Source organism: Micromonospora sp. NBC_00821 (assembly GCF_036347035.1).
GTDB classification, from domain to species: Bacteria; Actinomycetota; Actinomycetes; order Mycobacteriales; family Micromonosporaceae; genus Micromonospora; species Micromonospora hortensis.
In genome coordinates this window covers 2213851-2237688 of sequence record NZ_CP108880.1, presented here as the reverse complement: position 1 = coordinate 2237688, position 23838 = coordinate 2213851, and the positions used below count along the sequence as shown (strand labels likewise).

Sequence of the window (23838 nt, the reverse complement as noted above, 5' to 3'; positions counted from 1 at the left end):
TGTCCTCAGGCATGGGGACAGAGATCGCCCTCGCGGAAGGCAATGGCTCGAAGGACACGATTGATGGTCCGCGCTCATCCATGCTGACCCATACCTGTACGGGACTGCCGCGCCGGCGCGGTGCGGGAGCCACATAGGGCACGTCCTCCATGGACTGAGCCTAGGTCAGTACCGCCCCGTCCGATAGGTGGGAGCTGTTCGCACCCTTCAAGCCGTGAGCGGCGTGAGCAGCAGACGCTCGCGACCGAGGCCGAGTCTCCGATATGACACCCCCGGGCCCAGCAGACCATACTTGACCTCTTCGGCGTTCCCTGGAAGGTCACGCCGAACCGCACGCCGGCATCACCGCTGGTCAGAGGCCTTGGCGTGGCCCGGAGCCGGTGAGCACTTCGGCTGCGGTGACCTCTTCGCCGGTCTGCGCCCAATCTGCTCCCACCTGCAAGGTCACTCCATACAGCAGCTCCTTACCGCCCTGACCTGCGCACACTCCCCCGCCAGGCAACATAGAACGCTGTCGAATAGCAGCCCGAAACGCGGAGCACTCCGCGGGAAACAGGATGCCGCACCCACTCTGACCTGCGGCAACGTGGAGCCGCAGGCAGGGGTCGGTGCAGTTGAGTGCCGCTCGATGCCGTTGGATGCAGTTCGAGGCCGTTCAGGGCGCGCTGTTGCTCCCCACCTGCTCCCCCATTTGCAGTTCGCGTCGACCCGCGGAACACCACGATGCTCTGGTCTCACGTGTGAAGCACGTGTTGCCCAGGTTGGTGTCTCACCACCGAAGCAGACGGCGGTAGCGTGCCCCGCAAGAAACAAGGCGCTTCCGCAGCGGGAAGCAACCAGACTTGTCGGGAGGACTTGTTCGTGGGCATGGAGCTGATCGGGCGCCGGCTGTCGGCCGAGGAACTGCGGGCCGTGTTGGATGATCCAACGACGGTCAGCCTGCTGCTCTTCGGCGACCTCGACGATGAAGACGCAGAGATGCCCGATCCCGAACTGGATCTGCACAAGTCCTGGCACGCCCTGTACTACCTGCTGGCCGGAACCGCCGGGAACTCGGACGACCCAGCCGCTGCGGCAGTCCTCGGCGGCGAGGACATCGGCGATGAGGGCGGTTACGGGCCCGCACGCCTCCTCGGTGTGGAAACGGTCCGCGTCGTCGCCACCGCGCTCGACATGCTAGACATCGACGCGTTGCGCGCCCGCTTCGACCCAGACGCCCTGACGGCCGCAGACATCTACCCGGGCGGGTGGGCTCGCGGCGCCGACGACTTCAACAGCTTCCTCGCACCGGCCTTCGCCGACCTCTGCCGCTTCTACCGCTCGGCCGCCGCCCAGGACCAGGCGGTACTCCTTGCCATTGTTTGAGATTGCTACTCGGACGCACGAGCTGCAGGCATCCCCTCTCTGGCGACTGTCGATGTTCCGGCCAGTGCGCTGTTTCACCGCCGGGTGGTGGTATGGCAGGGTGACCGGATGATCGACAGCCGTGGGGCGTTGGAGGCTGTGGTCCGGCACGCCGTGGAGCTTGAGGACGATTACGACGACATTGCTCCGACCGTCACGGCCCTGACGGCGTCCGGGGACACTGCCTTGGTGCCCCGGCTGCGGGAAGTGCTGGACCGGTTCCTCGACGAGGGAAACTTCTACGGCCGGGACCTGATAGCCGGTGTCCTGGCAGGCATCGAAGGTATGGCGGCGCTGCCGGTGCTGCTCCGCGCCTCGGCGCGCGATCTGGGCGACGACCAGGACAGTCTCCAAGCCGAAATCACCGAGCTGATGCACGCAGACCGGGCGACCAGCCGGCGTGCGGTGCGTGACTTCGCCACGAGTGACACGCCGGAGCTGCGCCGCGTGGGGCTGTGGGCGCTCGGGTTCGTGGTCGAACCGCAGGATGCCCAGCTGTTCGCTGCGGCCATGACCGACGCCGACCCGGAGATTAGGTCCATGGCGGTCGGCTCGATCCCTGACCCCGCCGGAGAGGACTGGGCATTCGGCGCGCTCGTGCTGGCGTTGCGTGACCTCAACGAGCAGGTACGGGTGTCGGCTGCGAGCAGGCTGGGCTACACCGGCCGGGTCGACGCGGTCGCACCGCTCGTTGCCCTCGCCGCCGATCCGACGCCGCGGGTACGGTCCATGGTCGCCTACGCACTCGGGCGACTCGGCAGCCACGAGGCGACCCCGGCCCTGCAACGGCTCCTGCACGACCCCGACCGGCATGTCCGCGAGGACGCCGCGGACGCCCTCGGCTCGGTCGGAGGGCCAGCGGCCGTCGATACGCTGCTGGCGCTGGCTACCGACCATAGCCAGAAGCTGCGAGTCCAAGCCGCCAAAGCGCTCGCGAAGGCGGCCGACTCGGATCCCCGCGTGGCGCCGCAACTCACGATGCTGGCACGAGACGGCGCGGCCGCAGTACGAGCGGCCGCTTTCAGCGGACTCGCTAGCGCCGGTGGCGGGCATTCGCACCGGGAGCATCTGCTCGCCGAATTGGTGGACGATCCGGACCCGATGGTCCGTCAGCGGGTCGCAGTCGTGGCACGACATGTCACGCCTGACGCCGCCCCGGACATCCTCCGCCGGTATACCCTCGACCCTGATCAGACCCTGCGCCGACTCGCCGCCACCGAACTGGACCGACTGACCAACCCCACCGCTCGCTGACCCGGCAGCCCACAGTCAGCGATCCGCTGGCGAGACCGTCGTGGACGTTCCCGCAATGCTGTCCACCCGGGCCCGGGTGCTCGCCACCGGCTAAGGGCCCCAAGCCGGACCCGGTCGACGCCCGCAGCGTCGCTGTGGTCGCCCTGCGCACCGAAGTCTGCGGCTGCCATTGGTGCGGCACGGGTGTCGGGCACACTGATCGCATGGACCTCCCGTACCCGTGTGTCTGTTGCGGCTACCGCACCTTGGGGGATCCGCCGGGCTCACACGAAATCTGCCCTGTGTGCCGCTGGGAAGACGATGTTTATCAGCTGCGTTGGCCGCACCGGGCAGGCGGTGCGAACAAATCCTCATTGATTGACGCGCAACGCAACTTTGGCAGGTACGGCGCCTGTGATGAGGACAGCCTCGTCGAGAACCGAGCCGACCCGGCCGACTACGACCCAGAACCGCACTGGCGGACGATCGACCTTCACGGGGACCGCTTCGAGCCACACGGTGGTGCCCTGGCGGCTTGGCCGAATGATCGGAGCGTCCTGTACTGGTGGCGCCGACGCACGGGCCGGACGTGGTGGGACGACACGCAGGCCATCAGTTTCCCCGAGCCCTCGGTCGACGACGCCAATCGAACCGGCTTCGCCGAGGCAGTCCGCGCAGTCGCATCTGTGGCAACCCCGGCCGATCCGGACAATCTCTCGGGCATGTCGATCGATTTCGACCACTACCTGTTCCGGTGCCCTTCGATCCGGGAAGTGACCGTGACCACAGGCCTCGACCCTGCCCAGCAGATCACGGCTTCCTGTATCGCCGAGCCGGCGGCGTCACCGACACGTGTCGCGGGAGAGGTTAAGCAAGCCTGGCTACGTGACCTGCGGTACCGCCACTGGGAAGTCCACCGGTTACGCACCACGGCGACGACAGTCGAACTCGACGTTGCCACCCGCGTCGACGAAGACGGCTACTACATCACCGGGCTGATCGTCGTGCGGTGGCCGCCCGCAGGAAGCGGGAACCGCTCGTGACAGCGGACTCGCGCAAATGCTCCGTGCACTCGCGAAACTGATTGAGACGCGGTGGGTAGCCGCTCTTCGACATGTGCCGACGCAGCCCCACCACTCTCGGCCTTGCGATGTATCTCGTGGACGGCATGCTGCGACACCTCACTGATTCAATCCCCTTCCAAGGGCGGCATCCACCGGCCGCCCTCTTACCCCGGGTCCTGACCTCGATGCCCGGCATCGGCGAGCCATGACCATCACCGTCGCCGATAGCAGGCGACGGGTCAGCTCTCTGCTTTTGCTCAGAAATCCGATCCGATCCACGCCCTGCGCTGGCCACTCTGGCGCCGCCAACGACAGCAAAGAACCCAGGCAAGCCATTGCGGGCAACGACATCAATTCGAACTCAATTAATGAGCTCGCCATGCCGGTGCTGCACTACAAGGCGACGCCGAGGCGATGGAAGACATCTGATTTCCTGACGAAGACAATACTTGGAAGGTCGGCGGCATTCAGCTCTTCTTGGCCTTCGAGCTCAAGCGAGCAATATGGGCAGACAAAGCGCTCGGCTTCCAGGATCGCTTCAGCGTCACTCGGACGGATCTGAGATGGTGGATCACCACCGTCCGCAAGGACTGTTACTGCCTCATAAACAGCACCATAGAAGCCCACTAACCAGCCTTTATGCGAGCATGCGGGACATCGTTGTTCCTCGGCGTGCGTTTCGTTCGTGATGAATGCAGGAAAGGCAAGGCCCGGAGCTTCAGCCACCTCTGCCAACTGAGCGGTTGACAGGTGCCCGAACCGCATCGCGAATATCCTGCCCGCCTCGGCGAGACGCAGCCGCACCGCGGTGCCGATCGAGTCGGCGCGTTCGGCAACCAGCACTCGGGCGGTGTCTGCGTACCCGCCCCAGAACTCCGCAGGATCGACATCAAGCGCATCGAGGATCTGGCCAACGGCTGTCAGTGCAAGCCGCACCGTCCCCGCGCCTGCGTCAGGACGCAGTGCTGCGTGCACGGCGCCGTCCCGAGCGTCGACGACATGCTTTAGCTCTGCCTGGGCGAATTTGAATTTGGGGAGGACTTTCGCGATCCGCTGTAACGCCTCAGAGAGGCTGATCGTTTTCGTCTGGTGATTTGGGCTTGCGAACTCGGGATGGCCGCAGGCCTTCAGAAGGCTGTCGAAGTCAGCCTTATCTCCTCGTAAGATGTAGACCGGATGCAGGCCGACCAGGTGAGCCTTCGAAAGGTGTTCGAGCATCACGCCGGCATGGAGAGCAGCCAGGTCCATACGGCCGGCGGCCTGGTCCTGGAAGACGAGTTGGCCCAACTGTCGGGCGGATTCAATAAACGTCTCGCGTTTCACCGGGCCAGCGTAGACCGCGCCAGCGACCGATCGCGATACGGCACTGGAACCTGGCCGAGTATCAGCCTCTGCTTGCCGATTCGCAGCCCGGCTCGATGGATCGTCACCGCGACCGATGCGAGTCCCGCTTGGCCCACCGCTTCGAAGGCCGGCTTGGCTATGACAGACGACATCGGCTCCACCGGAACGGCCATAACCTGCCCCACCAGCAGCCCAACCGGTCGATGCGCTGCGACCACTTCGGGCTCGCCGAAGAGGTCGCCGATCAAGGGCTCCTGGTCAGCAGGATGCCAGTGGAATTCGAATCTCAGCTCCCGGGATCCATGCCGACCGCAGCCACCTAGTGTTGCGTGTCTGAAGTGGTTTGACGGTTGCGGTGGGTGACAATGAGGCATGGCTGTCGCTGCTCCGTTGGTACTTCGCCCCGGTGATGGCGTCCGTCTGCAGGAGTTGACGCGTTCGTCTGCTGCGCCGGCCGGGCTTGTGCAGCGGGCTCGGATGGTGTTGCTGGCTGCCGAGGGCCTGCCGAACGCGGAGATCGGCCGGCGGGTGGGAATGACGCGGCAGACGGTGATCGCCTGGCGAACTCGGTATGAGGCCGGTGGGATCGCCGCGCTGGCTGACCTACCACGCTCGGGTCGGCCGGGCGGATCGATGAGGCGGCGGTGGTCGTTTCGACGCTGAACCCGCCGCCGTCGGACTTGGCGGTGACGCACTGGTCGGCGCGGCTGCTCGCGGGACAGCTGAGCAGGGCTGGGATGCCAGTCAGCTTCGCCGAGGTAGCCCGGATCTGGCGGGCCTGGGGTCTGCAGCCGCATCGCGTGGAGACGTTCAAGTTCTCCACGGACCCGCAGCTGGAAGCCAAGATTCGTGACGTGGTGGGCCTGTATCTGGATCCGCCGGCGAACGCGGTTGTGGTGTGTGTGGACGAGAAGTCGCAGATTCAAGCGCTGGATCGGACCGCGCCGCTGCTGCCGATGCGCTTCGACGCCGCCGAGCGCCGCACCCATGATTACCGACGGCACGGCACCACCACGCTGTTCGCCGCCCTGGAGGTTGCCACCGGGAAGATCACCGCGGACGCCTGCTACGACCGTCATTCCAACGCCGAGTTCCTGGCCTTCCTCAAGCAGGTCGCCAGGGCCCACCCCCGCGTAAAGCTGCACGTGGTGGCGGACAACTACGCCACCCACAACCACCCGAACGTCAAGGCCTGGCTGGCCAAGCATCCGCGGATCACCATGCACTTCACCCCGACCAGCGCGTCCTGGATGAACATGGTCGAGGTTTTCTTCGGGATCATCAGTCGGCAGGCGATCCGGCGCGGCAGCTTCACCAGCGTCAGCGACCTGATCGGCGCGATCCGCTCGTTCATCGACGGCTACAACGAGCGCTGCCAGCCGTTTCGCTGGACCAAGACCGCCGACCAGATCCTCGCCAAGGCCATACGCGAGTAGTCAGAACGCTTGACCAGCGACACCGCTGTAGCCGATCAACCCGTACCGCCCGGCCAGATCGAAGATACCGTCAAGCCGGTCAAGCATGCCTACCGGCAAGGTGAGCAGGACGTACTTTGCGCGATCTTCGGGCACCTCAAGCAAGTCGTCTTCCGTTGGCTCGAGCACGTCCACCAGGTCGGGCCACCGCGACAACAACTCGCCGCGGAACCAGGAGACGTCGGAGTGCGGCTCAAGCGCCTCGGTGCCCCCGTCAGCCAAGCCGTCGAAGATCCCGCTGGGGTCGCCCCGGCCAACCTTCCAGAACGCGAAGTCACTACTCACGACGACGATGCTAACCGTCAAAGGAAATCAGACACGCGACACTAGTCGCACCCAATTAGGCCTGGCGAGAGCTCGAACACGCATTGAATGTTCTCGGCGCGAAGGAGGGCCAGCGGGTCTGCTCCCCAAACCGGGCCCGCACCGGGCCGCCGACCGATCGTAGGTTGCCGGCCCAGTGGCTGGCACCAGCAGGGCTAGGTGGAGAGGTCAACGGACATCTTGCGGCAGTCCACCTACACAGGTTGTCGGTGGGTGCATCTAGGTTGTGGCCGGTGACGATGCCGCTGTTCGACCTCGATGCCGCTCGGGCGCCCGCGCCATCAGTCACCCGACCTGGCCGGCGCCGGACAGTTGACCCGCAGGCGGCAGCCGCTGTCATGCGCGCTGCCGGCCTGGAGCCGCTCGAGCCGTATCCCGGATCCAGCAACCCGTGGCGGTGTACCCACACCCGCTGCCTACGCGAGGTCACACCCCGGTACAGCAATATCGCGAAGGGCCAGAACGGGTGCTTGCACTGCGCGGGCCGATACACGGACCCACAGGCTGCCGAGGAGATTATGCGCGCCGCCGGCTTGGAGCCGCTCGGGCCGTATCCGGGCGCCAGCAAGCCGTGGCGGTGCCGGCATGTGCCCTGCGGCCGCGAAGTGGCCCCCCGATACAGCCACGTGCGCACCGGTCGCGGCGGCTGCCTGTTCTGCCGCAACGGTGCCCCGGTCACCGCTGCGGACGCGGAACATGAGATGCGGGAAGTTGGCATGGAACCGGTCGAGCCCTTCCACGGCCTCGATACCAAGTGGCGCTCTCGGTGCCTGACCTGCGGAACCGTCGGAGAACCGCGGTTGATTAGCATCAGGCACGGGCAGGGCGGCTGTAGGCCATGCGGCCGCCGCAAAGCGAACGCCTCGCTGCGCGGTGACGCCCACGAAGCCATAGCCAGAATGCGGGACGCCGGCCTGGAACCGCTGGTGCCGTACCCCGGCACGGGCGAACCGTACAAGGCGCGGTGCACCCGCTGCGACGCGACCGTGTACCCGCGACTGCAGAAGGCGAGGACGCCAGCCTGCCGGTATTGCGTCAACAAATCACGCGGCAAGGCACAACGGCACAACGCCACCGAAGCGGAAGCGAAGATGCGTGCGCTCGGCCTCGAGCCGCAGGAGCCGTACCAGGGAATCAAGTACCCGTGGCATTGCGTATGTACCGGCTGCGGCCGAACCACCTCACCCACGTACGGATCGATCCTCGCCGGGCAATCTGGATGCCGACGGTGCGCCGACCTGCGGGCGGCCGTCGCCCGCCGGGAAGACCCTCACAAAGCGGCAGCCTCCATGCGTGAGGCGGGCTTCGAACCGTTGGACCCGTACCAGACATCGATGACGCCATGGCGCTGCCGGCACACGATCTGCGGAAAGGAAAGCCATCCCACGCTGGCGAAGGTCCGATCCGGACGCGGATGCCGCTACTGCGCGCGGCACGGCTTCCAACGCGGAGAACCGGCCCGGGTGTACGTCGTCGTCCACCCCAAGCTGAGTGCGGTGAAGATCGGTGTCGCTGCCGCCGAGCAGCGCAACAACGACCGGATCACGCAGCACCGCCGATACGGATTCGAACTGCATTCGCAGTACCCCGTAACGACCGGGGACGACGCCCTGGCGATCGAGCAAGCAATCATTCGACGCCTACGCGCAGACGGTCACGAACCGTACCTGACGATCCAGCAGCTGCCGAACGGATGGTCGGAGACGTTTGATGCCGCACGTGTCAGCCCGGAATGCCTCGATGCACTGATACACGCCGAGCGGGAGAGGGTGACAGCAAGACCGGTACCGTAGCGAAGTGATTCCAGCCTGCCCCGAGTGCCACACGACGGGCGTCCCACTACTTTTCGGCCTCCCGGTCCCAGAAGCGCACATTGCCGCTGCCAACGGCGACCTTGCCCTCGGCGGGTGTCTCGTCCCCGAGGAACCGCCGCCGAACTGGCAGTGCACACACCGGCACCGATGGCTCGACGCCGATGAGAAGACGTGGCAAGACCAGCTCCGGGCCGTGCTACTCACACACGGCTACTTTGAGCCAGACGGCGACGCCTGAGCTGGCGGCCAGGACGACGAGGCCGCAGCCAACGCCGCCGCAGCGCTTCTAGATCGCCCTGCACGTCGTCGACCCAAACACTGGCCAACAGCGCCGTTGTTTCCCGAATCAGCGCGAGCGGCAAGTGAAGGTCGGCGTGGGCGTCATGGCTCCGAGGCTCCGAGGACGAGCGACGGTGGCAGTGATGATCTACCCCCAGCGGCGGCGCCGATAGACCGGGACTTCACGCACGGGCATCTCGGACCAGTGCAGTGGCCGGTCGACGACGGGTCGGGCGAGGTAAGGGGTAATCCGGTCGCGTTCGTGTTCCTCGGCGAATCGTTCAGCCTGCGTGGTGTCACCGGCGACGTCGAGAGCTTTGATGAGTTGCACGACGAGGAGGTCGAGGCGGTGGTTCTCGGCTTCAGCGGCTGTGAGGCGTTCGTGGGCTACGACGGCGCGGTGGCCGCACCATTGCCGCAGGAGTTCGTGCTCGGGCCGGACATGCTTGCGATACCACCGATACTCCCATTCCGGGCTGGACTTCTCGCCCTTGTGGATGGGATGCGGGCCGCCGTGTTTGCACTTGTGCCGGGCTTCGGCCTCCTCCTCGATCACGTGCTGCAGGATGGTGTGCGAGTGGGCTCGGCAGGCGGCCTCCGCGATGATGACAGCGCCCGCGGGCGAGACGATCGTGGCGTCATCGGTGGTGAACCACTGAACCGTCGCGAGGATATCCTCCACGGGCACCTGAAGGATGTCGGTCAGCTTCGCGCGATCCTTAATGATCGTTGCGTTCTCGACCGGACGCCAGTCCAGGTCTGCCACATCCTCAGGGATGAGGGCGGAGTAGACGGTGAGAACCGCGCCCCGCTCGACGGAGTCGAGCTCGAAGTCGTCGATGCGCTGCCAGTCCGCTTGCCGGGCGTCGTAGGCTTCAACGTCGGCCCACCGGGCTTTCAGGCGGGCTGACGACACGGTTTGCAGACGACGGCTGGCGCCGTCGTCATCGATGAATTCCACCTCGATGCTCGCGCTGGCCTTCTTCGGTGTGACAGCTCTGATGCGCACGCGTTCCGACGGTGCCGTGTCCCGCGACCGGTACGCCCAATCGTCGCCGACGACGTACTGCGATGCATCGAACGCCACCTCAACCGCCCTTCGAATACTGCCCCTGCCATCTCCTAGTGTGACCTGCTCACGAAGCGCTCTGACATCAACTGATGGCCAACGCTCACTAGATCGTGAGGGGCTCTGCCCAGAACGAAGCTCGTCGGCATAACCGACCGATGGATGACATCGCGGTGAGTGGTTGGTGCTCTACGCCGGCTGCTGGCTGAAGACTCTCCTCATTGCTGTCAGGGGCCTACGGGTTTGCGGCAGCACTATCGGGACGGTGGTGACGCCGGGCTGCTGTGCCGGGCTAGACGACTGGCGCGACAGCCCAGTAACGAGCGGCGGCCGCCGGCACCTGGCCGACGGCGAGAACCCACTCGTCGCCGAGCGTGCCGATAACGAGATCGCCGTCCTCGAACCGCAACACAAGACCAGCGCAGACCTCGTCAACGTCCTGGCCGACGATCACGGCACCGCCGACGAGCCGGTGAGCGTTGTCAAATTGGCGCAAAGGTGCATGAGTGTCGGCCTGCCGCGGTGGGCCCATTCCCGACCGGCGAGACCCCGCAGCACAGTAAATCAAGCTGCCCATTCACACGTCTGCAGTCGGCCGCCCGGACGAACCTTCCCCAGACAGGACGCCGGATCGATTCCCCATGACTCAGAATACATTCTTGCAAGATCAGCAACGTTGCTGCTACCTTGCAGCTAGACGATGGGGAGGGACTTGGGATGGGTAACGAGGATGTCGGCGACGCAGAGGTGGGGCACCGCCTCGCGCAGCTGCGGGAGCAAGTTGGGCTGAAGCAGGCCGACCTGGCTCGGAAGGTGACTTGGAGCCAGGCTGTCCTGTCGCGGGTCGAGGCCGGCGACCGCACCGTCTCCGACGACGAGCTGAAGATGCTGCTGGCGGCGATCGGCACCGACGACGCCGCCGAGCTCTCCGCAATCCTGGCACGCAACTGGCGGCACCTACCCCGGCCACCCCTTGACCACCCAGACCAGCAGCTACTCTGGCGGGCCGAGGAGATGGTCGCCGGCCTGGTCACCGCCGGCTCGGAGGCCGACACACATCCCGCGTTTCGCGCCCGCCTCGAGGAGTACGTCAAGGATGTGGAGCGGCTGGCGCAGCTCCTCCTCCGACGCGAGCACCAGATCGCGTTCATCGGTAGCATCGGCATCGGCAAGTCGACCGCGATCTGTCGGTCTACCGGCCTCGAGGTCACGAATGCGCAGGGGCGCACGGTGTCGGTACTGGAGACGGGTGCCGGCGGCATCACGCTGTGCGAGGTGCGGCTGAGCCGCGGACCGGGTTACGGCATCAAGGTCGAGCCCCGGTCGCTCGACGAGATCCGCTCCGACGTCGACGACTTCGCCGACCAGATCCTGCAGGGCCGCGTACCGGTGGAGGAGGACGACTTCACGGTTGCCGTCCCCCGCGAGCTGGAGCGGGCGATCCGCAACATGGCCGGTCTGACGCAAAAGCGTTCGAAGGGGCCTGATGGCAAGTGGGTCCGGACTGACCCGGCGAAGGAACTGGCCGCCGAGTTCCCCGACCGGCGCGACCTTGCGGTGGAGGTGCTGGCGCGCATGGCCCTGCACCGGCGCGACCGGCGCGACGCGTGGCACACGGCGGCGGCCTCGGCGACGCCGCTGGAGTGGTTGCGCCAAACGTTCGAAGCGATCAACAACGGCCGGCATCCCGAGTTTTCGCTGCCGAGCCGGATCGACATCGTTGTTCCCGCGTTGATCGACATCGACGACCTCGACGTCGGGTTCATCGACACCCGTGGCATCGACCAGCCGTTGGCACGGGCGGATCTCGAGACGCTGCTCGAGGATCCGCACACGGTGTCGATCCTCTGCTCGGGCTTCAATGACGCGCCGTCGCAGTCGGTCCAGCACCTGCTACGGCGGGCCCGGGACATCAATAACCCGCAGGTCGACACAAACGCCGGTTTGCTCGTGTTAGCCCGGCCGGACGAGGCGATGGCGGTCAAGGACGAGACCGGTGCCGGCGTCTCGACCAGCGAGGAAGGGTACGAGCTGAAGGGCGAGCAGGTCGGCACGGCGCTGCTGCCGTACCGCCTCGGCGACATCCCGACACTGTTCTTCAATTCCCGCGAGGACGACGCTGAACTGCTGCGGGACTTCCTGCGCGACCAGGTCCGCCGCACGCGGGCCGAGTTCCGTTACCAGCTCGACGAGGTGCTCGTCCGGACCCGGTCGCTGCTGGACAACGCCGCCCGTGAGCAGGTGCGCGCGGTCCAGCGCGAGGCCGGTAAGCATATGGCGAGCTGGATGAAGCTCCACCCGTCGCCGAAGCCGCTCAGAGGCCACATCCATGACGCGCTGCTCGACGAGCTCAGCCGCGCCCATTCGAGCACGGTCAACGCGACGATCCGCCGCAACGGCGAGTGGCGCTCCCTGAGCTACTCGCACCAGCTCGGCCACGGCGCTCGAAGGCTCGCCGTTCTTGCCCTGCAGGACTCAGTCACCGAGTTCGCCGGCTTGTGCGACACGCTGTCGGGATCGATGCCCGAGGCGCGCGAGCTGCTCTTCCAGGCGCACCGGCTGATGGCTTCGGCCTACGAGGACCTGCTGCGAAAGATGCAGCTTAACGGCCTGGGCCTGTACCGCGACCAGCTCCGGATCGCCGCCCAGTTCTGGATCGACAACGCCAACGAGTGGGGGCGCGGCTCCGGTTATGTCAACCGCGTCTTGCGGCGAAACCGGACATGGTTCGAGGAGGCATCCCGGCAGGAGCTCGAACAACAGCTCGGCGCGTTCCTCGACCGCGAGTGGCGGGTGCTGCTGGAACGGGTGGAGGCGATCTTCGAGCAGAGCTGAAGCCCTACAACCCGGGGGATGGGCTTCACGAGGCGCCCCGGAGCAAACGCTGGCGGGCGGCGGAGGCTCAGTTGCCCGGCCGCTCGACAAGCCCGACATGCTTGAATGCGTCCCACAGTTGCGGATCCTGAATGGTGTGGCCGCGCTCCAGGCTCTTGATCTGGACAGTGGCGATTTGCGGCACGCTGTCGATGTGTAGGGTCTCCCAGCTGCGGCACTTCGCGCATCGTCGGCGGATAAGGAACGGGCGAAGTAGGTGCAGACGGCCATCTTCGGTCGCCAGATAGAGGCTTCCGGCTTCGAGGTCACTAGACCCGTAGGTCCTCTCCCGCACCGCAACCAATACGTTGTCTCCGGTCAGCTCCTCGAACTCCACGCTTGCAACCCTGCGGAGAGAGTCCCAGCGAACGTGGTTGACATAGACGAGAGGGAGATCGGCGAGGAACGACGCCCGTTGCAGGAGGGTGGTCAGGTCGGCGTGGGCTTCGGCAATGGCGTCGGGCAGGTCCTCGACCTCGACACCGCGTAGGTGCGCCTCGTCGTTCCGGCGAAGCGCCAAGCCTTGGCGTGCCGCTATCACCTCGGTGCCGGTGAAGGCGTCGCGGAAGTCTGTCAGCTGATCGCCGGGGACCAGATTTCTGAACGCCTTTCCTGTCGCGACTTCTTGGAGGATCGCCGTCCAGTCCCCGAAACCGGGGCCGTTCGTGCCTCCGCGGGATAGGCGTTTGCGGAGGTCGGTGGTCGCGCCGATCCGCAGGTCGGCTTCTTGGGCGAGTGCAAGGGCGACGAGTGCGCAGTAGCAGAGCAGGACCTCGGCCGCTTCCAGGATGGCGTCGTACGCCGGTCCGTCGGCGCCTTTTGAGAGCAAGACCTGTGCCCTGCTCCAGCGGTAGGCGACGGGGTGTGGGTAGCGGGTTCTTACTTGGTGGCTGAAGTCGTCTAGGAGGTTGGCGGCGTCGGCGCGCATTCGCAGCAGCCGACCGGACTGCATGATGCGCCGTCTGGCGTCGGCAGCGTTCTCATCGTGGAAGACCGAGCTCAACAGCCCTTCAGACTCGTTGTGCCATTGCTGCAATCGGTTTCGCGCGGCTTCGAGGCCTTCGAGGGTGGCCGTCAGCGTCTCGTCCGGCTGCGGGACAGGAACGCGACGGAAGACGGGCGTGTTGATCCGGACATGGCCTCTGGAACTGTCCAGGTATGTGCGTACCAACGGTGAGGCTCGCAGGAAGAGCAGGGCCATCAGTCGCTGAGGTCGGCTCAGAGGCATCGCTTCTCGGAGGATCACGACGGTGTGACTCGCGGCTAGGGGCAAATCACCCTCGGTTACCTCCGCTACTGCGACGTTACGACCAACCATTGCCGAGAAGTGCCGGGGCAGAACGATGTCCCCCGCCTTCAACTGCCTGTCGGGCGGCACCTCTACATAGCGTGACGAGTCGTCCGGCCCTGCCAGAGTGCCGTCACGTCTCACGTCACGGCCTGATAGGACACGCACGGTGTGTGGCTGCGGCTCATCATGGGCGGGAGGTCTGTCTCGACCCGGCATCACTCCAGGAGCCGGAGTGTCGAAGAGGTCGCCTAGTGGCACTGGTGTTCCCCACACACCCAGCTCTTTCCACCGCCTGGTGGTATCGGGGTGGTTGAGGTCGAAGGAGAGCCCCTCGCCTGCCCCGGGTTGGTCGGCCAGCACATAGCCGAAGGAGCTGGTGCCGCTCTTGCGCCTGAGCAGGGTTGCGAAATCTTCGGACATTGCTTGCTCGTCCCCCTGCGGTGGGATCCGGAAGAACCTCAGAGGCTTCGGGTCTGAGGGGCGCGCTGCCAGGAAGACCGTCGTCAACGAAAGCCCTGCATGCCAGCCGTCCGGAACGAAATCCGCATAGAGCAGGAGCATCGGTTGCCAGAGCCGGCTGACCTGTTCCCGGAACGCCTCGCCCCCAACTGATGCCAGCGCACCGCTGGGCAGGACCACGGCCAGGACGGATTCAGGGGTTGTCGGCTCTATGCCGACCAGCGTGACTTCGAACGCATTCCTTGGTCCTTCTGGCGTGACGAGGCGAGCCCATGACGGGATCAGCAGCACCGGGCGATCTGGAAGCAAGCTTGTTGCGAGCCTCGCCAGATCTGCAGGAGAGGTTCCCGAACGCGATTGCCATCCGTGCGATAGCGGGGGACCCGAGTCCGCAGCCACGACGACCGGCTCGTCGCGGGTGATCTCTTCGAAAGCCAGACGCAGCAATCGTAGGAAGTTGGTCTCGCCGGCGCCCTGGTCCACGGACGTAACCCTAAGGGCAGATGAGGCTCGGTCGGTCTCCGCAACGAGGCGTTCGGGTTCCAACCCAGGGGTGTCCGCACCTGCCGCTGTTACGGAGTGGAATCCCTGAATTGGCCGGGGTGACAGCCGGGTTGTGGGAGAACATCGGGAACGCTGAGCCTGTCGGTCACTGACCAGGCGTTAGCCTCAGTCACTGGACGCGAGCCGCCGGCCGACCATCTGGGCGGCAACGCATGCCAGCGACATTAGGGACTCAAGGCCTAGCTGACCTCCACCGGCCGGACAGCGTCGGGTCAGGCAGGAAACCAGGATCCCGGACTCCTTCGGGCGCGCCGAAGAGCCGCCAGACTGAAGGGCCTGGTCGCGGCGCTGCCCATTGGATCGGCGTCTCAAATAACGGTCGGGCCATATGAGGGCGGCAAGCCCGATAACGATGGCGAGCGGGCGCGTCGGGAGTGCGCGGGCGGGAAGGGCTTTCGACCTGTTGAACCACGCCGCCGGCCACACGTGGCACGCCGGTGCCGAGTCGGTGCACCAGTTGGGTGGCGAGGGCGGCCCTGCTGCGGCAGGCCAGAGCGAGCATCGGTTATCTGATGAGACACGGTCTGGAGATTTCCTGCGGCGGCGAGCCGGATCATCGATTTCGATTAATCCGGGCTGGCTGACATCGGTCGAGTCGGACGCACCTGCAGGCTGAGCTGCGTCGACCAGCATGAAGGAATTACTCGACCGCGCCTCGACCGTTCAGCTGATGTTGACCTTGCGGGGACCCGTCGGGCAGACGCGCGTAGCTCGTGGGGTGGGTCGGTGATGACGGTGCTGTCGGGCATGCGAAGGCGACAAGGAATCGGGTGCCGCGTTTCTCCATCCAAGCCATGGATTACTCCGATCGGCGGCGCGCGCCCGGCCGGCCAATCAAAGTCAGATTCCCGACTCTGGCAGACTGCGCTGCCCTGCCGCTGACAATCAGCGCAGACTATCAGAACTCAGTCTCCATCGCCCATACAGGGCAACTGGGCTCTGCGCTCGTCGGCGCTGTCACGCGGAAGCCCTCACCCTGGCGTTGACGTCCGTTCACAGTCAAAGCGTCGTCCCTTCTCGGTCATTGGGTGGGCCTCTGCAATGAAGAACTCTGCACATGTCCTCGGCCCGGTATCGCCGGTCGGCCATGGCCCAGACGACAGTTGGACTGGTGAGCGGATCAGCGCCCTGGGCGCAGTCACCGATCTGACGACCACTGCGCGGATCATGGGACTGTCTCGTTCGGTCGCGTATGACCTGGCCAAGTCCGACCGGTTCCCCGTCCCGGTGCTCCGATTCGGTAACCGCTACCGCGTGCCGGTTGCGGCCATCCTTCACGCCCTGCACCTATCGCCCAACCAACGCGGGGAGCCCTCGGGATCACTGCCGGGGCACAACGCGGTCCCAGGCGGCGAGGCATTCCTGGACCACCCCCGACATAACCCGCAGCCACCTGCTGCCGCATGCTCGGCCCGAGGGACACACCTGAACAGGGCGGGAGGGCCCATCTTCAAACGCTGTTGCTGCCGCGACGGCGAGGGCCGCAAACTCGGCAGCCGCTGCCCGCAGCTTCGCCGGGCGAGCGGAGCGTGGAATCCCACGCACGGCCGGTGGGCCTACCAACTCGAACTGCCCACCCACCCCGGCCAGGCGCGCCGGCAACTACGCCGCAGCACCTTCGACACCCGCGACGCCGCCACCGGCGACCGGGACCACGCCAAAGCCCTGCTAGCCCTCGCCGCTGACGACCCCGCAGTCGCCGCCGAGATCGCCGACATGCTCCTCGCCGTCACCGCCGGCGCGCCACTGCCGGACCGCGACACCATCGCCCGACGGGTCCGCGCCGGACTGCCCGCCACCGTCACGACCACCGTCGGCGAATACCTGCACTCGTGGCTGGCATCCCGCCGCAGCCTCAGCAGCGTCCAACCCAACACCCTGCTCGCCTACGAGTCGCACATCCGCGTCCACCTAATCCCGCACCTCGGCGCCATCGCCCTGGTGAAACTACGGGTGGAGCACGTCGAGGCCATGTTCGTCGCCATCGCCGAGGGCAGCGCCGCCATCGAGATCGCCCGCCAGAGCGACGACCCCGTCATCCGCGCCAACGTGCGCGGTCTGCGCACCACCAAACCGGCCAGCATGCACCGCATCCGCGCCACCCTGCGCAAGGCGCTCAACGACGCCATCCGCCGCGGCAACAACCGACTCATCGACTTCAACCCCGCCGCCCACATCGAGCTGCCCTCCGGGGTACGCCCCAAAGCCCGGGTATGGACCACCAAAGCCGTACAACGGTGGCGCGACACCGGCGAGCGGCCCAGCCCCGTCATGGTCTGGATCCCGCAGCAGGCCGGCGCGTTCCTCGACCACGCCGAAGAGCACGACATCGCCCTCTACCCACTGTTCGCGCTCATCCTGCACCGCGGACTGCGCCGCGGCGAGGCCGTCGGACTCACCGACACCGCCGTCGACCTCGACAACTCGATGATCAGCGTCACCCAACAGATCGCCACCCACGGCTACACGCCAGTGATCAAGAAAGTCAAATCCGAGTCCGGCAACCGGATCATGGCGATGGCCAGCATCACCCGCGTCGTCCTGCGCGCCCACCACGCCCGCCGCGCCCAGTGGAAACTCGCCGCCGGCCACACCTGGCCCGACACCGGACTGTTCTTCGTCCAACCCGACGGGCAGCCCTGGCACCCCTACGCCGTCACCGACCGCTTCGAGGTCCTCGTCCGTGACGCCGACCTACCCCCGATCCGACTGCACGACCTACGGCACTGCGCCGCCACCTACCTCAAAGCCGCCGGCGCCGACCTCAAAGACATCCAGGAGCTCCTCGGGCACTCCTCGGCCGCCATGACCGACGTCTATACCTCGGTCATCGCCGAACTCGACGTCGAGCGCGCCAAAGCAGAGGCAGCCGCCGAGCTACTGCCCCGCCACCGAGAGCATCCATCGGTGCCGGCCTCGTCTATCGAACCTCCTCCCGGTGTCAGGATCGACGTGGCGCGTGATGCGCATCGGTAGATAGACGGCTGCCGCTATCGCGCGGCGATGCCCGGCCGCGCAACAGACACCCGCCATCTGCTCGAGCACCTCTAGGAGCGTCGGCCGCTCATTGCGGCGGTCGAGCCGCTCTGACCAGCCGGGTCAGGTGCCGCCATCACTTCGGCGGCCGAGATACGGCGTGAGGCACGGGCAGTGCTGGACAACGCCAAGGTGTGCGAGCTGGTCTGGCAGGCAGTTGCCAACCAGGTGAGCGACCACCGGCTCGACCCGGCGGCGGTGCTGCTGGTGCGGCACCGAGCGTCCGGTGGCCTCGCGTGGGCCGTGCTCCGGCGACGGCTCCGCCGTGTCACACCCTGCTTTGCGCCTGAGTCGTAGACTCCCCTGCCGACGGTGATTTTCTCACGCGGAGAGGTGTGTCAGGTGGCTAGTCGGGGTGTCGCCTCCTACAACGAGCCCGAACGCAAACCGCCGCGTCTTGCCACGATGCCGACTCCCTTTGTCCAGGGCTTCCGATCTCGACTAAAGGGGGTCATGGCGTCCATCGATGGTGCCAGCGGACAGAATTTAGGCAAGTGCATCGGCGTATACGGCTTTTACGACTACGACGGTGAGCCGATCTATGTGGGACAGACGTGGGCAAAATTTAGCGAACGTATCGGCAGGCATCTGACCGGACAGCGTACCGACACGTTGGCGTATCGCATCCTCGATCCCTTCGAGGTCGCGGAGGTGGAGCTGTGGCCGACCGAGTTCCTACGCAACGATCCAGATAAGAAAAAGAAGCTTAACGCGATCGAATACTCGGCGTATCGGTCGGCCATCAGCGAGTCGAAGTATCGCGCCATATTGAACGAGAAGATCCCGCTTGTTGCCGAGCCTGTAGTCCTGCCACGCGCGTATCGCTTCAACTTGATCCCGGAAGACTTACGGGAAGATCGCGAGCACCCGGACGTTCGGATTGCCCGCCGCGCCGAGACCCTGGCCAGAGTCTCCGCTGTGGCGCACGAGCGTGGAGAGGTCTCCCCTGGCCTACGGCGCGTCATTGTGATCCAAGCGGTCCGGCTTGCTGACTTAGCGGCGGCGAGATTAGCGTACGCGGAGGGCCGAAGGAGGCCATCCCCGAAAGCCATCGACGTGCACGAGCTCGTCGGAAACGTGCTCCGAGAGTCGAAAGCCGAGGCTTCTTCGGACGCCTAATTGACGCTACACACGGTATAGAGTCCACAGGTTGTTGACTCCCGAGGTGGCGGGCTTGCCGAGGGTCGGGTTGGCCGCGGGTCGCGCGGTAGGCCATGCCGGCGGTGGCCGGCCGGTGGATGTTGGCTTCGGAGGCGTCGGGTGGCGTTCGTAGTCGCGGGCGACCCGCCGGTGGGCAGTGGGCCGGGCAAGCGTGGCGTTCTACCGCGCCGGTGCGGCTGGACGGCGAAGCCAGGCTGGTCGGTGGGCTCGGCGGGCGATGTCCGACGTGGTGGCAGGCTGTGACGGGGCCCATGCGTGGCTCCTCCTGCCGGAGACTAGGCGCTGCACCTATCGTATGGTTGGATCAGTAACAGGCTGGCGTCGTTCTTCGTCAGTTCGCCATTGCGGTTATATTGTGCAGTGATGATCGGCGATGGAGGGTGCATGGAGACCACGGTTATCAATGCTGCAGAGTTTTTTGCCGGCATTGGACTCGTGCGCACCGCTCTAGAGCCCCTCGGGGTGAACGTCGTCTGGGCTAACGACATCAAGGAAGCTAAGCGCGACGCGTACCTCGCCAATTTTCCTGACGCGAAGGACCATTTCGCGCGCAGCGACATTCGCAATGTCAAAGGCGAGGACCTAGATAAGCTGCCTGAGATAGAGCTGGCGACCAGCAGCTTTCCCTGCATCGACCTATCTCTTGCCGGAAATAGGCGGGGGCTCGTCGGAGATCAGTCCGGCATGTTTTGGCACTTCGCACGGGTCCTGGAACAAATGCAGGATCGGCCGCGGCCTCGGGTGGTGCTCCTCGAAAATGTCCACGGCTTCGCGACAAGCCATGGTGGAAAAGATTTAACGGAGGCGCTCGAGCGGCTATCGCAGCTAGGGTATTCGCTCGACGTTCTAGCCATCGACGCGAAGCACTTCGTTCCACAGTCTCGGCCGCGCATGTTCATCATAGGAATCATGCCTGCCGATTTGCCGAAGAACGCACACGTCGGAGTTCCCGAAATCAGCGACGTCCGACCTGCCTGGGTGACGGCGATTCACAAGAAGCACTACGAAGCTTTCAAGATGCACTATCTAGATCTACCCGCTCTTCCACAGGGGCCGTCGGACCTGAACGCGGTGATAGATCGGGAAGTGCCAGAAAGCGCCTGGTGGGACGACCGTCGAGTCAAAGCCTTCGTGGACTCTCTTAGTGATGGCCAGCGGATTCGGTTTGAGGCGCTGCGCAAAGCGGACCAGCTTTCCTACCGAACTGCTTACCGGCGCACACGGCAAGGCGTGTCGATGTGGGAACTGCGACGCGACGCTATCGCCGGCTGCCTACGTACGACCGGCGGCGGCTCGAGCAAGCAAGCGCTGGTCGAGCTCGGGCACGACCGCGAGCCGCGCATCCGATGGATGACGCCCCGTGAGTACGCCAATCTCATGGGGGCCACGGACTACAAGCTGCTTTCCGGGACGCCCAACCAGCAGCTGTTCGGCTTCGGAGACGCCGTCGTTGTCGACGTCGTGCGATGGATCGGTGAGCACTACCTGCTGCCCGTGCTGCGGCCAGACACCGAGTCAGAGGACGAGTAGGCTCTCCGGCGAGCCAGTTCGTTCGCCCGGGGGTTTGCCGTTGTCTACGCGCCATATCGACCTTGCTACGACGCTTCTGCCTCGTGAGGTGCACGCGATCCGCGACGCAATCACGGCCGCGCTCAGGCAGCCAGACCCACAACGGCCTAGCCAGACAATCGGGAAGGCGAAGGCGGGCATCTACGCGTTCTACGACTATGACGGCGAGCCCATCTATGTCGGGCAGACCGCCGAGGGCTTCGGCGTCAGACTTGGGCGACACTTGACCGGCCAGCGGTCCGACGCGGTGGCCAAGTATGTGCTCGACCCGTTCGAGGTGCACACCGTCTCGATGTGGTCACTGCCTCATATCGGCGATATGCCACCTAGGGAGCGGAAGGCAGCGCTGGACCCGTACGAGTACACCGTCTACCAACAACTGCTCGAAGGCAGCGCCTTCAACGCGATCCTCAACGAGGGCGACATTCCCGAGGCTGTGGCGCAGGAGCTGCCCGATCCCTTGACTTGCGTTATCATCCCGGACGGGATCCTTCCCGACCGGAGCCATCCCGACATCCGCATCGCCAGGCGCGCACAGACCATTTCTCTACTCGCCAAAAACATCAGCGAGCGGAAGGTCTCCCGAGGGTTGAGGCGCGCGCTACTGACGCAGACTGAGCGCCTCAATGCCCTCGCCCGTGCCCGGTACCAGGCCCTCGACGGCGTCGTCGAAGTCGAAGGCGCCGAAGGAGTCGTGGACGAGCCCGAAGGCCTCTTCCCGACACCTTGACAGGTACTCGCATGTCCACCGATAAGCTGCCACCGGCTCCGCCGCCGTCCGCGGCGACGAAGTCGATGAAGGCGAACCGAAGCTCAGGCACCAAGCCTGAGCTGGCGCTCCGGCGGGAGCTGTTCCGGCTAGGCCTCCGCTACAGAGTGGGTATCCAGATTCGTCTTGCCAGTAGGAAGGTTCGCCCTGACGTCGTCTTCCCAAAACGCAAGGTAGCGATCTTCCTGGACGGATGTTTCTGGCATGGCTGTCCGCTGCATGGGCGCATGCCTACCGATCCGACAGGTTACTGGCGTGCCAAGATCGGGAGGAACCGGGACAGGGACGCCGCCGACATGAGAGAGCTGGAGGCGGCGGGCTGGCTCGCAGTCAGGATCTGGGAGCATGAGGTAGCTTCAGAAGCGGCCGCGCGGGTGAAGAATCTTGTCTCATGTCGCTAGATTCCCTGCCAACGGCGACTGTCACTCTGGTCACGGGCGCTCGACCGCCCATGGCCGTGCTTGGTCGGTGGCGTTTGTAGTAGTCATCATCGACAGTGTTTTCAACCTCTCCGAATCCATCGCGAGCCGTAGTGCTCATTTCTCGTCCTCGAGCGTTGAGATGGTGAACACTATTCCTAGGAACTCGTGCAGCAGCCTTATCAACCTTCGACCGCCGATTAGTTGTATGTCGCAATCAACAATAGCTTCCTGAGCCGCCTGCGAAAACTCGCTTGTGGTGACCACTATCCCAGACTCGGCTGCGTATTTCAGCATTGCGTCCTTAAGGGCACGAATTGCTTCACCCCCAACTGGCTCCGAATAGTGTTCAACCTTCACCAAAATAGTTCCGTCACCGGAAGTTGAATGGGGATGCGTCGCGCGGATGCTGGGACCCGGAGCCAAACCGTCTGCTATGGAGTCGACGTCCTGGTACCCCATTGCGATAAGGAGCGCAAGAACGAGCTGTTCAAACATGAACGGTGGCAGCGATAGCAGGTCCGAGTCAAAGAGATCCCTGTCGGTAGCACGGAGCACGCTCACCGTCTCCGCAATCCGCGTCATCGTTTCCGACCTACGAACTGAGCGGACTGTCTCGTCACTGACGCTCCCTGGAAACTGATCGGCCGCTGCTTTGAGAAAACCAGAGAGAGTCAACAACCGCAGTTGTGCGCCGGTACATTCAAACATCTCCTGGCGAAGCTCGGGGCGAGCCTCTATAGGCTCACCATTCTTGTCGAGGATCCACCAGTCGCTCTTCACATCATTTGTCACGAGCACTATCAGGCCGTGACGTGGCTCCTCTGAAGCTCGATCCAGGACCTGACGCCAAAGGACATAGTCGCCTGCAGCCCTGTAGGGAGACTTCTTTTCGGCGTCTTTGTATCCCGGAGGTATCTCGTTGGGAAAGCGGAAATCAATAGCTTCACCTACGATTTCCATGAGGTGTCGTTGGGAGTACGGCCTGCCCAGCTTCCCTCGCGTTATAACATCGAGCCTTTGAAGAACCGGATCTTCAATCGCAACATCTCCGGGGCGGATGTCGTGTTCGTCTTGCAAGGCTTTCAGTTCAGCCAAAGCCGAATCCATAAGCCCGTCTAGCCTCTTTTGGATGGACTCCTCGTCCAGTCCATGCTCTTGTGGGTCCCAGTCTCTATCCGCCATATTATACTGTCTAAATTCGACTAGGCGAATAACTGATTTTCTAAGATTCGACACGGCATCAGAGCTCGCCTGCGAAAGCGTCGATCGCATTTCCTTAAACCGGGCCATCTTGCCGTTAACTACCTCCAGCCGATTTCGGTGGAATTCGACGGCAGCCTGATGCGGAACCCAGAGGCGCTCCTCTACCCGCGCCAGTGTCGAAAGGACCTGCTCTCTGGCCGCCCTAGTTACTCTATAGAGATGAAGCAGGGTATTTGCATCCAAAACGACCAAGCCGTCCAGGAACGAGGCCGCTAGGTCCGGCCCTACCCAGGCGCGGAAGGCCTGATGCAGTCCCAAGTTGTTCAGATCAGGGATGTCGACTGAGTCGCTCACAGCCACAAACTACGCGGTTCCCCAGCTACCCGTCGAGCCCTCGTTGATGCATATCGACTTCGCTGCGATCCACGAATACCGGGGAGGCCCCCACTGGTGAATGTTTCTCAAGTAACAGGAGGAGCGCGCC

The 23838-nt window shown here is 64.8% G+C and carries 17 protein-coding genes and 1 pseudogene; 11 read left to right on the top strand and 7 right to left on the bottom strand.

Going from position 1 to position 23838, the window contains the following annotated elements:
- Positions 1-867 precede the first annotated feature (867 nt).
- The 3 genes from OHB44_RS10275 to OHB44_RS10265 all read left to right on the top strand — a co-directional run bounded on the left by OHB44_RS10275 (position 868) and on the right by OHB44_RS10265 (position 3680).
- Positions 868-1365, top strand: coding sequence for a YfbM family protein (locus OHB44_RS10275; RefSeq protein WP_330441212.1), 498 nt, complete (start codon positions 868-870; stop codon positions 1363-1365).
- Between the two features lie 108 nt (positions 1366-1473).
- The gene (locus OHB44_RS10270) at positions 1474-2658 is read left to right on the top strand and encodes a HEAT repeat domain-containing protein (protein ID WP_330440585.1); all 1185 of its coding nucleotides are present in this window, start codon (positions 1474-1476) and stop codon (positions 2656-2658) included.
- A gap of 203 nt (positions 2659-2861) precedes the next feature.
- Positions 2862-3680 (top strand): CPCC family cysteine-rich protein, encoded by an 819-nt coding sequence (locus tag OHB44_RS10265; RefSeq protein ID WP_330440584.1) that lies wholly within the window; start codon positions 2862-2864, stop codon positions 3678-3680.
- A 414-nt stretch (positions 3681-4094) separates the two neighbouring features.
- Here OHB44_RS10265 and OHB44_RS10260 read toward each other — a convergent pair whose 3' ends face one another.
- Together OHB44_RS10260 and OHB44_RS10255 are read right to left on the bottom strand one after the other, a co-directional pair.
- The gene (locus OHB44_RS10260; protein WP_330440582.1) at positions 4095-5024 is read right to left on the bottom strand and encodes a hypothetical protein; all 930 of its coding nucleotides are present in this window, start codon (positions 5022-5024) and stop codon (positions 4095-4097) included.
- The gene (locus tag OHB44_RS10255) at positions 5021-5293 is read right to left on the bottom strand and encodes a hypothetical protein (RefSeq protein ID WP_330440581.1); all 273 of its coding nucleotides are present in this window, start codon (positions 5291-5293) and stop codon (positions 5021-5023) included. The genes OHB44_RS10260 and OHB44_RS10255 overlap by 4 nt, the downstream gene beginning before the upstream one ends.
- 124 nt (positions 5294-5417) lie before the next feature.
- Between OHB44_RS10255 and OHB44_RS10250 the strand changes: the two are divergent.
- Positions 5418-6481 (top strand): annotated as a pseudogene (locus tag OHB44_RS10250) (IS630 family transposase).
- Here OHB44_RS10250 and OHB44_RS10245 read toward each other — a convergent pair.
- The gene (locus OHB44_RS10245; protein ID WP_330440580.1) at positions 6482-6805 is read right to left on the bottom strand and encodes a hypothetical protein; all 324 of its coding nucleotides are present in this window, start codon (positions 6803-6805) and stop codon (positions 6482-6484) included.
- Between the two features lie 755 nt (positions 6806-7560).
- On the opposite strand from OHB44_RS10245, the gene OHB44_RS10240 reads away from it, so the two are divergent.
- Complete coding sequence (locus tag OHB44_RS10240; RefSeq protein WP_330440578.1) at positions 7561-8637, top strand: hypothetical protein; 1077 nt, start codon at positions 7561-7563, stop codon at positions 8635-8637.
- A gap of 448 nt (positions 8638-9085) precedes the next feature.
- Here OHB44_RS10240 and OHB44_RS10235 read toward each other — a convergent pair whose 3' ends face one another.
- Positions 9086-10024, bottom strand: coding sequence for a hypothetical protein (locus OHB44_RS10235; RefSeq protein ID WP_330440576.1), 939 nt, complete (start codon positions 10022-10024; stop codon positions 9086-9088).
- 274 nt (positions 10025-10298) lie between these two features.
- Entirely contained in the window at positions 10299-10460 is a 162-nt protein-coding gene (locus OHB44_RS10230) for a hypothetical protein (protein ID WP_330440575.1), read from the bottom strand.
- Positions 10461-10723: 263 nt separating this feature from the next.
- Here OHB44_RS10230 and OHB44_RS10225 point away from each other — a divergent pair, with 263 nt between their 5' ends.
- A complete protein-coding gene (locus tag OHB44_RS10225; RefSeq protein ID WP_330440573.1) occupies positions 10724-12841 on the top strand; it encodes a helix-turn-helix domain-containing protein in 2118 nt (705 codons plus the stop codon).
- Between the two features lie 67 nt (positions 12842-12908).
- Here the strand turns inward: OHB44_RS10225 and OHB44_RS10220 are convergent, their stop codons facing one another.
- Complete coding sequence (locus OHB44_RS10220) at positions 12909-15113, bottom strand: hypothetical protein (RefSeq protein ID WP_330440572.1); 2205 nt, start codon at positions 15111-15113, stop codon at positions 12909-12911.
- A 1248-nt stretch (positions 15114-16361) separates the two neighbouring features.
- On the opposite strand from OHB44_RS10220, the gene OHB44_RS10215 reads away from it, so the two are divergent.
- The 5 genes from OHB44_RS10215 to OHB44_RS10195 all read left to right on the top strand — a co-directional run bounded on the left by OHB44_RS10215 (position 16362) and on the right by OHB44_RS10195 (position 22130).
- The gene (locus tag OHB44_RS10215) at positions 16362-18170 is read left to right on the top strand and encodes a tyrosine-type recombinase/integrase (RefSeq protein WP_330440571.1); all 1809 of its coding nucleotides are present in this window, start codon (positions 16362-16364) and stop codon (positions 18168-18170) included.
- Positions 18171-18683: 513 nt separating this feature from the next.
- Positions 18684-19349, top strand: coding sequence for a GIY-YIG nuclease family protein (locus tag OHB44_RS10210; protein ID WP_330440570.1), 666 nt, complete (start codon positions 18684-18686; stop codon positions 19347-19349).
- A 426-nt stretch (positions 19350-19775) separates the two neighbouring features.
- Positions 19776-20921: a DNA cytosine methyltransferase gene (locus OHB44_RS10205; RefSeq protein ID WP_330440569.1), complete on the top strand. Its 1146-nt coding sequence runs from the start codon at positions 19776-19778 to the stop codon at positions 20919-20921.
- A gap of 88 nt (positions 20922-21009) precedes the next feature.
- Positions 21010-21690: a GIY-YIG nuclease family protein gene (locus OHB44_RS10200; protein WP_330440566.1), complete on the top strand. Its 681-nt coding sequence runs from the start codon at positions 21010-21012 to the stop codon at positions 21688-21690.
- Between the two features lie 11 nt (positions 21691-21701).
- Positions 21702-22130, top strand: coding sequence for a very short patch repair endonuclease (locus tag OHB44_RS10195; protein WP_330440564.1), 429 nt, complete (start codon positions 21702-21704; stop codon positions 22128-22130).
- Positions 22131-22265: 135 nt separating this feature from the next.
- On the opposite strand, the gene OHB44_RS10190 is transcribed toward OHB44_RS10195, so the two are convergent.
- A complete protein-coding gene (locus OHB44_RS10190; RefSeq protein ID WP_330440562.1) occupies positions 22266-23708 on the bottom strand; it encodes a PIN-like domain-containing protein in 1443 nt (480 codons plus the stop codon).
- Between the last annotated feature and the right edge of the window lie 130 nt (positions 23709-23838).